10 protein-coding genes are annotated in these 13,387 nt (G+C 34.7%); all 10 read left to right on the top strand.

Annotation, left to right across the window (positions count from 1 at the left end):
• Positions 1-272 precede the first annotated feature (272 nt).
• Complete coding sequence (locus K5R64_RS11660; RefSeq protein WP_255580361.1) at positions 273-2,804, top strand: glycoside hydrolase family 2 TIM barrel-domain containing protein; 2,532 nt, start codon at positions 273-275, stop codon at positions 2,802-2,804.
• 144 nt (positions 2,805-2,948) lie between these two features.
• Positions 2,949-4,061: a glycoside hydrolase family 117 protein gene (locus tag K5R64_RS11655; RefSeq protein ID WP_374758131.1), complete on the top strand. Its 1,113-nt coding sequence runs from the start codon at positions 2,949-2,951 to the stop codon at positions 4,059-4,061.
• 536 nt (positions 4,062-4,597) lie between these two features.
• Entirely contained in the window at positions 4,598-5,389 is a 792-nt protein-coding gene (locus tag K5R64_RS11650; RefSeq protein WP_220763630.1) for an IclR family transcriptional regulator, read from the top strand.
• A 200-nt stretch (positions 5,390-5,589) separates the two neighbouring features.
• Positions 5,590-6,606 (top strand): zinc-binding dehydrogenase, encoded by a 1,017-nt coding sequence (locus tag K5R64_RS11645; RefSeq protein ID WP_220763629.1) that lies wholly within the window; start codon positions 5,590-5,592, stop codon positions 6,604-6,606.
• 25 nt (positions 6,607-6,631) lie between these two features.
• Positions 6,632-7,402, top strand: a complete 771-nt coding sequence (locus tag K5R64_RS11640; RefSeq protein WP_220763628.1) for an SDR family NAD(P)-dependent oxidoreductase — start codon at positions 6,632-6,634, stop codon at positions 7,400-7,402.
• A 27-nt stretch (positions 7,403-7,429) separates the two neighbouring features.
• The gene (gene aldA, locus K5R64_RS11635) at positions 7,430-8,884 is read left to right on the top strand and encodes an aldehyde dehydrogenase (protein WP_305038839.1); all 1,455 of its coding nucleotides are present in this window, start codon (positions 7,430-7,432) and stop codon (positions 8,882-8,884) included.
• Between the two features lie 201 nt (positions 8,885-9,085).
• Positions 9,086-10,180 carry a mandelate racemase/muconate lactonizing enzyme family protein gene (locus tag K5R64_RS11630; protein ID WP_220763627.1) on the top strand — a complete coding sequence of 365 codons (1,095 nt, stop codon included), beginning with the start codon at positions 9,086-9,088 and terminating at the stop codon, positions 10,178-10,180.
• 31 nt (positions 10,181-10,211) lie between these two features.
• Positions 10,212-11,255 carry an aldose epimerase family protein gene (locus tag K5R64_RS11625; protein WP_220763626.1) on the top strand — a complete coding sequence of 348 codons (1,044 nt, stop codon included), beginning with the start codon at positions 10,212-10,214 and terminating at the stop codon, positions 11,253-11,255.
• Positions 11,256-11,289: 34 nt separating this feature from the next.
• Positions 11,290-12,300, top strand: coding sequence for an L-rhamnose/proton symporter RhaT (locus K5R64_RS11620; protein WP_220763625.1), 1,011 nt, complete (start codon positions 11,290-11,292; stop codon positions 12,298-12,300).
• Positions 12,301-12,687: 387 nt separating this feature from the next.
• Complete coding sequence (locus K5R64_RS11615) at positions 12,688-13,215, top strand: sigma-70 family RNA polymerase sigma factor (protein ID WP_220763624.1); 528 nt, start codon at positions 12,688-12,690, stop codon at positions 13,213-13,215.
• The last annotated feature ends 172 nt before the right edge of the window (positions 13,216-13,387 follow it).

The raw sequence follows: 13,387 nt of genomic DNA, 5'->3' as shown, positions 1-13,387 counted from the left end.
AGTTGGTAATTATGGATTTTTAAAGTGAATATTATTAAGAATCAATAACTTTTATTGGGTAAAAATTAGATATTGATAATATACATCTCTATAAGCAAATAAATATCCGATTAAGATATTAGACGTTAAAATCAATAATTCAATTTAAAAAATATAAAATAGGGATTCGAGGCAATTACTAAATCAAAGTGCCACAATAAAAAAAATCAGTCCTTTTTTAGTTTTTTGAAACAAAAACAAATTAAAAACTATATATACAAAATTATAAAAAAGTGGAACATAAAACGAAATTCTTATCCGTCAAAAAAATAATTGGATTGAGTGTTTTGAATTTAGTCATACTAAGTTCATCTGCTCAAAACGTCACTCAAAATAATACCGATTTTAATTTTAATTGGAATTTTAAACTAGAAAATAGTCAAAATTCAAATTGGAGAAAAGTCAATCTACCACATGATTGGAGTATTGAAGCTCCTTTTGATTCAATTAAAGGAGAAGGAGCAACGGGGTATTTGCCCGGAGGAATGGGTTGGTACAAGAAAAACTTTAATTTAAAGCCAAGTAAAAACCATACAACTTATCTTCTTTTTGATGGGATTTATAATAATAGTGAAGTTTGGCTCAATGATAAAAAATTAGGCACACATCCTTATGGGTATTCCCCTTTTTATTATGACTTAAGTGCTAACTTAAAAAGCAATGGTGCAAATGAAGTCAAAGTAAAAGTTGATCGAACAAGATATGCTGATAGTCGCTGGTACACGGGTTCAGGAATTTATAGAAATGTAAATTTAATCACGAAATACAATTTACATATCCCAATTTGGGGGACTTATATTACGACTCCAAAAGTGGACAGTCAAAAAAGCAACATTCATTTAGAAATCAAAGTCAAAAACAACTTTGACAAGTTGGAAAACTTTGAACTAAACACTGTTTTCTTAGATAATAAAGGTGTTAAAGTGGCTGAAAAATCCATCACAGGAAAAGTAAATGCTCATAAAGAAGAAAAATTCATCATTGAATCAGTGGTAAATAATCCTAAATTATGGGATATCAATAATCCAAATTTATACACTGCTGTGACGACCATCAAACAAAATGGGAAAGTCATTGATGAAAACAGCACTACTTTTGGAATAAGAACCATCAAGTTTGATGCTAATACTGGTTTTTATCTCAATGGTAAAAATATGAAAATCAAAGGTGTTTGTTTGCATCACGATGCTGGTTTAGTAGGAGCAGCAGTTCCTAAAGACGTTTGGAGAAGACGGTTTGAAAAATTAAAAGAAGCAGGTGTGAATGCTATTAGAATTTCACACAATCCTGGTTCAGATGAATTTATTTCGCTTTGTGATGAAATGGGCATCATGGTTCAGGATGAGTTTTTTGACGAATGGGATAACCCAAAAGACAAAAGGCTGAATATGAAGGAGAAGTCTGTTGATTACATTACCAGAGGATATACCGAACACTTTCAAGAATGGGCAGAGCGTGATTTGAAAAACACCATGTTAGCTCATAGAAATCATCCGAGTATCATTCAGTGGAGCATTGGTAATGAAATTGAATGGACTTATGATAGAAATGCACAGGCTACAGGTTTCTTTAACAATATGGATTGGAGTGGGAACTATTTTTGGTCACTTCCTCCTAATTCGATTGAAGTAATCAAAGAAAAACTCCAAACTTTACCTAAGGAAAAATACGATATTGGAGTTACTGCCCAAAAACTAGCCAAATGGACAAAAGAAATGGACACCACTCGCTATGTAATTGCCAATTGTATTTTGCCTTCTTCTAGTTACGAATCGGGTTACGCCGATGCTTTAGACATTATAGGCTATAGCTACCGAAGAGTTGTTTATGATTATGGCCATACAAATTACCCTAATTTACCGATTATGGGGACTGAAAACGTAGCGCAATGGCACGAATGGAAAGCCATCATGGAACGTCCTTTTATTTCAGGAACTTTTTTGTGGACAGGGATTGATTATATGGGAGAATCCAATAAAAAATGGCCTGAAAAAGGAACGCCAAGTGGTATTTTAGATTATGCCGGTTTCGAAAAACCATCTTACCATATGATGAAATCTTTATGGAATGAGGCTCCTGAATTGTATATCGCCACACAAACACTTGATAAGTCCACTTATAAAATAGATGATAAAACTGGTGAACCTGTTGAAAAAAAGAAAGGAGCTTGGGAAAAAGCATTGTGGGTTTGGCATGATGTTAATGAGCATTGGGAATACAATCAAGGAACTCAAACCATTGTTGAAGTGTATTCCAATTGTGATGAAGTGGAATTGTTTTTAAATGACCGTTCCTTAGGGAAGAAAAAATTAATTGATTTTGAAGACCGCATTTATAAATGGGCAGTTCCTTTTGAGGCTGGAAAATTAACTGCTAAAGGAACAAAATCGGGTCGTATAATTAGCTCTGAAAGAATTACGCCTAAGCAAGCACATCACATACAGCTGACAACTGATAAAACCGAATTAAGAGCTGACGGTTATGAAGTAGCGCACATTGTTGCTCAAATCATGGATGCAAAAAACAATCCTGTGAAAACAATAAATCCAGAAATTAGCTTTACAATTGACGGTAATTTGAAAGTGTTAGGTGTTGATAATGGAGCGGTAGATAACGTTCAAAAAATTCAATCAAATAAAATTATTCCTTCCCAAGGCAGGTGTTTATTAATTGTACAATCAAAGAAAGATGGTCCTGTTTCAGCTACAATTAAAGCTAACGCAAAAGAAATTAGAAGCAATACAATACAGTTAACTAATAAATAATTAAATTAAACCAAAATGAATCTAATTAAAAAGAGCCTTTTAGGCTTATTAACCACTGGAATGTTTTTTAATATGACAGCACAATCCAAAGAAGACAAAGAATTAAGAGCCAAAGCCATAAAGTATAAAGATAAATATGGTATTATGGATGTAGATCATTTAAGTGCAGCAACAAAACGCGCTTTACAATGGGATCAAGACTTAGGTAACGAATGGTTTATCGAGTTTAGTGATTTAAAACCTCTGAAAGGGGACTTAGCTTATGAAGAAGGTGTAGTACGAAGAGATCCAAGTGCAATCATCAAAGAAAATGGTAAATACTATGTTTGGTATTCAAAAAGCACAGGTCCTACACAAGGTTTTGGAGGGGATATGGAAAATAAAAAAGTATTTCCTTGGGACAGATGTGATATTTGGTATGCTACTTCTCAAGATGGATGGACATGGAAAGAAGAAGGTGTAGCAATCGCTAGAGGGAAAAAAGGTTCTTATGATGACCGTTCTGTTTTTACTGTTGAAATCATGAAATGGGATGGCAAATATTATTTGTGCTATCAAACAGTGGAAGGAATTTATAATGTGCGTGTAAAAGAAAAAGTAGGAATGGCTTGGTCAACTTCGCCAGACGGACCTTGGACTAAATTAGATGCACCAATTTTAGCTCCTGCTGAAAATGGAGTTTGGAAAGGTAAAGAAGACAACCGTTTCTTAGTGGAGAAAAAAGGTGACTTTGATAGTCATAAAACACACGATCCTTGTATCTTACCTTATAAAGGAAAGTTCTATTTGTATTACAAAGGAGAGCAAATGGGTGAAGAAATGACTTTTGGAGGTCGTCAAATCCGTCATGGTGTTGCCATTGCTGATAATCCATTAGGACCTTATGTGAAATCACCTTATAATCCTATCAGTAACAGTGGACATGAAATTTGTGTTTGGCCGTATAATGGAGGAATTGCCTCTTTAATTACTACAGATGGACCAGAAAAAAACACCTTACAATGGTCTCCTGATGGAATCAATTTCGAGATTAAAGCTTCTATTAAAGATGCTCCTCATGCTATTGGTTTAGATAGAACAGCAGATAATGAAAAAGAACCAACAGAAACTTTGCGTTGGGGATTGACTCATAAATACAACAACTGGAATTATCAAAGCATTATGCGTTTTTCATCTGAGAGAAAAACAACTCATGTGGCTGCTGGTGAAAAATCAGTTAACGGCAAAACTGAAAAAGCGGAAAGCATGCACAAATAATAGGATTTCTTTTCTTTAAGTCCCCTCTTTTCTTTCTTCGAAATTAAAAGAGGGGATTTTTTGTTTTAGCCCAAAATCCGCATTAGGATTTTATTATTTTTTTCACGCTGATTATAGGTAGATTTTCGCAGATTTTATGTTGTAAAAACTATTAAAAAAAACTGTGCAAATCCGTTTCATCTGTATTATCCGTGTTCCAACGCGTAATTTAGGTTTAAATAGTATCTAACCCGTTGGGTAAAATTAATTTAATGGGTTAATTTTATACCTATTGTCACATTGAGCTTGTCGAAATGTATCATATATGAAGTCTTCGACGGGCTCAGACTGACATGTTTGTTATAAATAATTTTAGATTTAAATTAGAATTACCATTTTTAAATGAATCTGATTAATTTCACCCAACGGGTTAGCACCTAATCAATTATTTAACTGCTATAATAATCTTTATCCTTTAGATTATTTACGCTGTAATTTATCTCATGAAATTTCATAAATAACAGTACTTTTGTCTCAAAATTAATATTACGAGTTATATGATTCCAGAAAAAGAAGACCTAAAATCGAATTATAATGTTCCCAACCTTGAGCGAGGATTGCAAATTATTGAGTTGCTTGCTACACATCCTAAAGGACTCACTTTGACTGAAATTATACAAACTTTAGATGTTACCAAGTCGAGTGCTTTTCGTATTACAAATACTTTGATATTTAAAAATTATTTGCAAAAAAACGAAACCACTAAAAAAATAACGCTTTCGCGAAAAATGCTCACCTTGGGAATTTCTTCGATGAATGAGCAGAGCATTGTAGAATTGTCAATAGATATCATGCGCGCTCTTAGAGATGAGTTGAAAGAATCTGTGATGCTTGGTGTGGTATTAGGGGAAACAGGAACTATTTTAGAACAAGTTTCTTCTTCTTTTCCTGTTAAACTTTTTGTGGAACAAGGAACTCGCTTTCATCTACATAGTTCAGTAGGAGGGAAATCCATTCTTGCTTTTATGCCTGAGGAAGATGCAAAACCTATAATAGATGGTATTAGTTTTACTAAACTAACAAACAATACTATCACTTCAAAAAAGGCTTTTAAAGAAGAATTACTTCAGGTAAAACAAAAAGGCTATGCTATTGATAATGGTGAAGATATACAAGGTATTCATTGTATAGGAGCTCCTATTTTTAATGAATACGGTTATCCTGTTGCTTGTTTGTGGATTACGGCTCCTCATGGTAGGTTGCCACATGAAGAATTTGAAGCTAAAGGAAAAATTATCCTTCGATATGCACTTGAAATATCTCTAAAATTAGGCTATATCGCACGATAAATCATTTGCTTTAATGTGTGATACATCTTACAAAAAGTGTTTTGAAAATTCAAAACACTTTTTTTATTCCTTATTTTATATATGAAACTAGTTTTTCTAATGAAAAAAAATTGGCTCTTAATTAATTATATATAAAATGTTATTATTATATTTGTTTCAAATAAGAAACAAGTTTATCATTTGAAACAAATAAATATATAATGAAAGCAACCATTTACGAAGGGAATAAAACCTTTACAGTTATTGAAAAAGAAGTAGCGCAACCTGCTGCTGGTGAAGTTAGAATTAAAGTGGCCTATGTGGGAGTTTGTGGAACTGATGTACACATCTATCACGGAATGATGGATAAACGAGTAAACATTCCTGAAACAATTGGTCACGAAATGTCAGGGGTTATTGATGCTGTTGGCGAAGGGGTTAGTGGATACGCAATTGGTGACAAAGTGGTAGTTCGTCCATTGGATGATCGCAAGGCAAAAGCTTCTGATAAAGGATTCAATCATATTTGCGAAGAATTAAAGTTTATTGGAATTGATAGTCCTGGTGCTATGCAACAGTATTGGAATGTACCTGCTTTTACCTTACATAAATTAAAAGAAACTACCGACTTAAAATTAGCAGCATTAATCGAACCTTTATCTGTAGCTACACATGATGTACGTAGAAGTGGATTGGTAAAAGGAGAAACAGCAGTCGTTTTAGGAGGAGGTCCTATTGGTTTGTTAGTAGCGATGGCTGCAAAAGAAGTAGGCGCACAAGTAATTATTTCAGAGGTTAATCCTAATCGTATTGCTAAAGCTAAAGAACTTGGTTTTGATGCGGTAAGCCCAATCGATGTGGACTTAGTGGAATATGTAAAATCAAAAACAGATAACCGTAGAGCGGATGTAGTTTTTGAAGTAGCTGGGGTGCAACCTGCCTTAGACATTATGTGTGAAGTAGCTGGAATTAGAGGAAGAATCTTGATGGTTGCCATTCACGGAGAGAAAAAACCAGTAGATTTATTTAAATTTTTCTGGAAAGAATTAAGCTTAATCGGTGCTCGTGTTTATGAAAAAGAAGACTACGAAAAAGCAATCGAATTGATTACGGCTAATGAGTTGCCATTCGAACAAATGATAACAGATGTACAGCCGTTGACGAATATCCAACAAGTATTTGAAAATATCGACAAAAATCCAGAAGGATTAAAAGTATTAATGGATTGCCAAGCATAAATAAATAACAATTAAACAAAAAAAGATGAGCGTTTTAGATACATTTAGTTTAAAAGGAAAAATTGCATTGGTAACAGGATGCAAAAGAGGAATTGGAAAAGCAATGGCTATTGGTTTGGCGCAAGCAGGTGCTGATATCATTGGTGTAAGTGCTTCATTAGAAACAGAAGGAAGTGCAGTTGAAAAAGAAGTAACAGCATTAGGTAGAAAATTCAAAGGATATACTTGTGACTTTGGTGACAGAAAATCATTGTATGCATTTATAGAAGCTGTAAAAGCTGATTTTCCACAAATCGATATTTTGGTCAATAATGCGGGTACTATCTTAAGAGCACCAGCCGCTGAGCATCCAGATGAAATGTGGGATAAAGTGGTTGAAGTAAACCAAAATGCACAATTCATTCTAACGAGAGAAATAGGAAAAGAAATGGTAGCTAGAGGGAACGGAAAAATCGTTTTCACTGCTTCATTATTAACTTTCCAAGGGGGAATTACAGTTCCAGGTTATGCTGCAAGTAAAGGAGCTATTGGTCAATTAACAATGGCTTTTGCTAACGAATGGGCAGGTAAAGGTGTAAATGTTAACGCCATTGCACCAGGGTATATAGATACAGATAACACAGAGGCATTGCGTAACGACCCTGTTCGTTCGGCTTCTATTTTAGGACGTATTCCTGCGGGACGTTGGGGTAAACCAGAAGATTTTGCTGGTCCAACAGTTTTCTTATGTTCAGAAGCAGCTTCTTACATGCACGGTACAACGATGCTTGTTGATGGTGGATGGATGGGACGATAAATTGTTTAAAATTTAATAAAAGTAAAGATGGCAGAAATTAAAGAATACCAATTATTTATTAATGGTGAGTGGAAAACTTCTACTTCTGGTGAAACAATTGATGTTTTAAGCCCAGCTACAGAAGAAGTGGTGGCAAGAGTACAAAATGGTACTGCTGAAGAAGCGCTAGAAACCTTAGCCTTTGCTGACAAAGCACAAAAAGAATGGAAAAAGAAACCTGCAAGAGAAAGAGCTGAATTATTATATAAGTTCTCGAATGAGATTAAAGCGAACTCAGAATATTTAGCGCAATTAATTGTAAAAGAGCAAGGAAAATTATTAAAAGTAGCTCGTTTTGAAGTTGCCGTTGCTTCGTCTTTCATTGAATATGCTTGCGAAGGAGCACGTCGCATTGAAGGAGATATTATTCCTTCTGATAATCCAAACGAGCAAATTTGGATTCAAAAAGTACCTCGTGGGGTTATTGTTGCTATTACTGCATGGAACTTTCCTTTTGCATTAGCAGCTCGTAAGTTGGGACCTGCTTTGATTGCAGGAAACAGTATTGTGATTAAACCAACATCTGAAACACCTTTATCAACCTTAGAGTTAGGAAATATTGCTAATAAAGTGGGGATTCCTGCGGGAGTAATTAACATTCTTACAGGACCTGGAAGAGCGATGGGGAATGCTTTGGTAAAAAGCCCAATCACTAAAATGGTTACCATGACAGGTTCTACGCCTGTAGGTCAAGATATTGCTCGTAATGCAGCAGAAAATTTAACACATGTACAATTAGAACTAGGAGGAAAAGCGCCTTTTATCGTTTTTGCTGATGCAGATATCGATGCGGCTGTAGATGCTGCTTTGCATTCTCGTTTTGACAACTGTGGTCAAGTGTGTACATGTAACGAACGTATGTATTTACACGAAGATATCTATGATGTTTTCATGGAAAAATTCATTCCAAAAGTAAAAGCACTTAAAGTTGGTGACCCAATGCTAGAAGAAACCGATATGGGACCTAAAGTAAATGCTGCCGAATTGAAAGCTATGGAGCACCTTGTTGCTGTAAGTATCAAAGAAGGAGCAACTGTTGCTACAGGAGGAAACAAACCAACTGGTGCCGGATTTGAAAAAGGATATTGGTTTGAACCAACTGTTTTAACTAATGTTACGCAAGAGATGACTATTGTTCACGAAGAGTCTTTTGGACCAATATTACCTGTACTTAAATTCAAGACTTTTGAAGAAGTAATCGGGTATGCTAATGATTGCGAATATGGTTTGGCAGCGATGGTTTTCACCAACGATATGAGCACCATTATGAAATGTAATGACGAACTAGAATACGGAGAAATTTATGTAAACCGTGGTCATGGTGAGCAACACCAAGGTTTCCACAACGGATATAAATTATCTGGTTCTGGTGGGGAAGACGGTAAATATGGTTTTGAACAATATTTAGAAAAGAAAACTTTCTATATTAGACATAAAGCTTAAGTTAATACCATTTGCTATTGATTTTTTTCAAAGAAATCGTTTTGTAAAAAGCACTCCAGTACAGGGTTTTACTGTTACTGGAGCTTTTTCGGTAAATAGCATGACAAAAAAATAAGTGCATGGATTTTCAAATAGAATAAGAACAAAGGTGTTGTTGATTTCTGTAGATAATCCAGATTAAATAAAAATACATAGACGAAGATGAATACAGCAATTAAAAATGTAAAAGTCCAATTGTTTAAAGTGCCATTGCCAGAGATTTTAAACGATGCAAAGCACGGAGATCATTCTCATTTCGAATTGGTAACAACTACCATAACCCTTGAAGATGGTTCTGAAGGAACAGGATATACGTATACTGGTGGTAAAGGGGGGTATGCGATAAAAGCGATGCTAGAACACGACTTTGCTTCGGTTTTAGTAGGTAAAGATGGAACTGATATTGATGGAATTTATGATTTCATGGAATGGCATGTACATTATGTAGGTCGTGGCGGAATTGCCTCGTTTGCTATTTCAACCATAGATATTGCGTTATGGGATATCAAATGTAAAAAAGCTGGACAGCCTTTATGGAAAATGGCTGGTGGACAAGGAAATACTTGTAAAGCGTATTGCGGAGGAATCGATTTGCAATTTCCTATCGAAAAACTTTTGCGCAACATGCAAGGCTATATGGATGCGGGTTTCAAAGCGGTGAAAATCAAAATTGGGCGTGAAAACCTAGAGGAAGATTTAGAGCGCATCAAAGCCGTTCGCGAATTTGTAGGTCCAGACGTGACTTTTATGGTGGATGCTAATTATTCGATGTCTAAAGAAAAAGCGATCCGTGCAATCGAAGGTTTCAAACAATACGATATTACTTGGTTTGAAGAGCCAATCATCCCAGACGATTATAAAGGTTATGGCGAAATTGTTGACCAAACAGGATTCCCATTAGCAATGGGTGAAAACTTACATACCAATCACGAATTTGAGTATGCTTTTGACCAAGCCAAATTATCATTTATTCAACCAGATGCCTCTAACTGTGGGGGAATTACAGGTTGGTTAGCTGCTGCTAGATTGGCAGACAAACATAACATACCCGCTTGTTCACACGGTATGCAAGAACTACACGTAAGTTTGGTTTCGGCACAGCCTAATTCGGGTTGGTTAGAAGTACATAGTTTCCCTATTGACCAATACACAACACGTCCATTGGTCGTAGAAAATCATAGAGCTGTTGCTCCGGATTATCCTGGAACAGGAGTTGTTTTTGACTGGGAAAAACTAGCTCCTTATGAGCAAAAATAAGATGTTAACTAACCAAAAAAAAAGAAACCCCATGAAGGCAACCCAATCCAATTTCGGCAAAATAGGCAATACAGACATTCATTTGTTTCGTTTGCAAAATGCCAATGGTACAGAAGTAACAGTAACAAATTATGGAGCTACCATTACTTCTATACTGATTCCTAATAAAGAAGGAAAACTAGAGAATATAGCTTGTGGATTTGATACTCTTGACGGGTATTTTTCTGAGGCTTATACGGCTAATGCCCCTTATTTTGGAGGAACCATCGGACGCTATTGTTCTCAAATTAAAGACGCTAGTTTTGAATTGAATGGAAAACAATACAATTTAGCTAAAAACTGCGGTGAGAACAATTTACACGGTGGTAAAGTAGGTTTTGATAAAAAAATATGGAATGCTGAAATCATAGATTCCAACGCTGTTGCTTCAGTAAAAATGACTTTGTTGAGTGAAAATTTAGAAGAAGGTTTTCCTGGCGATGTTAATACAACAGTTACATTTACCTTAACAGATGCTAACGAATTGCGTATCGATTATTCCGCAATACCTACAGAGGATACGCCTTTATCGTTAACGAATCACACCTATTTCAATTTGTCAAAATTTGCAGATACTGTCGAAAATCATTCGGTTCAGTTATTTTCTAACCAAAGATTACAATTAGATGAAACAGGAGCTGCCACTGGTGAAATTGTGAATGTAGAAGGGGCAGCTGATGATTTAAGAGAACCTAAAAGAATTGGCGATGTACACCAGGCAATGAATGATGGTTTTGAACATTTTTACCTTTTTGATAATCCTACAGCACAACTGAATCGTGTGGCTTTGATTGCCAATGAATCGAATGATCTTCAACTAGAAGTGTTCACCACCGAGCCTTGTATGTTATTATATACTGGAAAATATACTTCTAACGATATTCAAAGAGAAAATGGTGAACAATATGGAAAATATCGTGGGTTTTGTTGTGAAACACATCGTTATCCCAACGGTCCTAACATAAGCCATTCGCCAAACAGCATTACTAAAGCTGGTGAAGAGTTTACAAGTACAACAGTCTTTAAATTCAAATGATTAGCAATACATTAACAACCAAAAATACACAATTATGATTGAAGGAATCTTACTAGCGATATTCGCTGGATTAATGCTAGGACTCTATGCATTACCTGAAAAATTTACGAAGGATTTTAAATACGAGAACACTTGGAGTTTGTTCTTTTTATTGACCATGTTTGTAGTGCCTATAATTGCATCTATTACATTGATTAACGGGTTTTCGACTATTTTTAGCGACATGCCAACAGATATTTTAATCAAAATGGGATTAGCTAGTTTCCTATGGGGAATAGGAGTAATGATGTGGAGTAAAGCCATCAATTACATCGGACTTTCATTAGGTTTTTCATTATTCATTGGAACTGTAATTTTAGTAGGTTCTTTGCTTCCTTTTATTGTGGAAGGGTTACCGCCAACTAACAAATTAACCTTAATTCTAACGGGATTATTCATTGTACTTATTGGAATTTTTGCCAATGGTAAAGCAGGATACATCCGTGAAAGTTTTGAAAATAAAGATAAAGACAATACCGATAAAGCTTCAATGACAACTGGAATTTTAATCGCAGTAGTTGGAGGTTTATTGGCTACAGGATTTAGCTATGCCAATGCAGTTGGTCGTCCTTATTTACATGAAGCTTGTCAAGCTCAAGGAAACGCTGATTGGATTACAGCTGTAGCGGTAATGTTCCCTATTTTTATTAGTGGTGGAATCGTGATGACGGCTTATTTTGTTTGGCAATTATCGGCTAAGAAAGCTTGGGGCGATTTTACCACTCCCGCTTTTGGAAAAAACTTTTTCTTGATTTTGGTCATGGCAGTCTTTCATTATGCTGCATCGGCCTTGTTTGCTTTTGCTGCTTTCAAATTAGGAAACAGTGGAAACACAGTAGGTTATGCCATTTTCAATACCTCTTGTGTGGTTACTGCTATCATGAGTGGAATTGTTACTAAGGAATGGATTAACGCTTCGGCTAAGGCCAGAAACTTCCTTTATGCAGGATTAGCTTGTATGGTGGCAGGAATCATCTTTGTAGCATTCGGAAACGGAGCTATGTAAAAGGTAAACATTTTGTTTATTTATATATTTATTTTATTGAGACTGTCCGAAAAGTAATTTTCGGGCAGTTTTTTTAACAATGATGGTTTTATTTTTTTATAAACTAAAACCAAGTGGTATCTGAAATTCATTTGTTTGATTACAAATTATTCGATTCACAAATTTGGATGCTTTATAACCTCAAAAACCATGAGAATAAGCTTTTATTCTAACATTTTAAATACAAAAAAACATTTGTATCACAAGCAAAATCAAATGTTCAAATAAAGTTGTCAGTTAGGTATAATTTTATAATTACCCAATTATTGAGACCTAATACAACAATCTAAATGTAAATATAGAAAGGGACTACTTTGATCCTTTTTTTGATAAAAAGAATAATGTATAATGGAACACGCTATTCATAATGATTTAGAGAAACTTTTTTTATTACATTATAAAGAATGGTGTTTTTTATCGTTCTCTTTTTTGAAAGATAGAGATGAGGCAGAAGAAGTGGTTCAAGACGTATGTGCTAAAATTTTAGTACGAAATAAAACGGATGAAATCCTTAATTTAAAATCCTATATCATCATAGCGATTAAGAATAGTTGTTTAAAAAAAATAAAAAAACAACAAAAATTTGTTTCATTAAATGAAGCCGATTTAAATTATTTTTCAGCTGACGAAACAGCTGTTGTCGAAGATAAAACCTCATTACTACATAAAGCCTTAGAGCAGTTGCCACAACCTTCAAAAAGCATTTTTATTAGATGTGCCATCGAAGGAGAAAAATATCAGTTTGTAGCAGATTCCATGAATATTTCTATCAACACCGTTAAATACCATATTAAATCAGCCTATAAGAAAATGCGAATCGAAATGGTTGAGATAAGTATTTTGCTGTTGTTTCTTCTTAAAAATATCTGGGGGTAATCTATATCCTTAGGTGAAATATTATATTTTAAAAAATAGATGCACGATTTACATAGTGAAAAGTGTTGATTTTTAAAGGTTTATATTTTTTTTGCTAAAAAAATATTTTTTTTAAAAAAACGACTACCCGATATCGAAGTTTTGGGTCTTTATATTAAATACTAGTCATTAG

The sequence above is a fragment of the Flavobacterium sp. UMI-01 genome (assembly GCF_019656315.1).
Classification (GTDB): Bacteria; Bacteroidota; Bacteroidia; order Flavobacteriales; family Flavobacteriaceae; genus Flavobacterium.
This window is presented reverse-complemented; position numbering and strand designations above follow the sequence as displayed.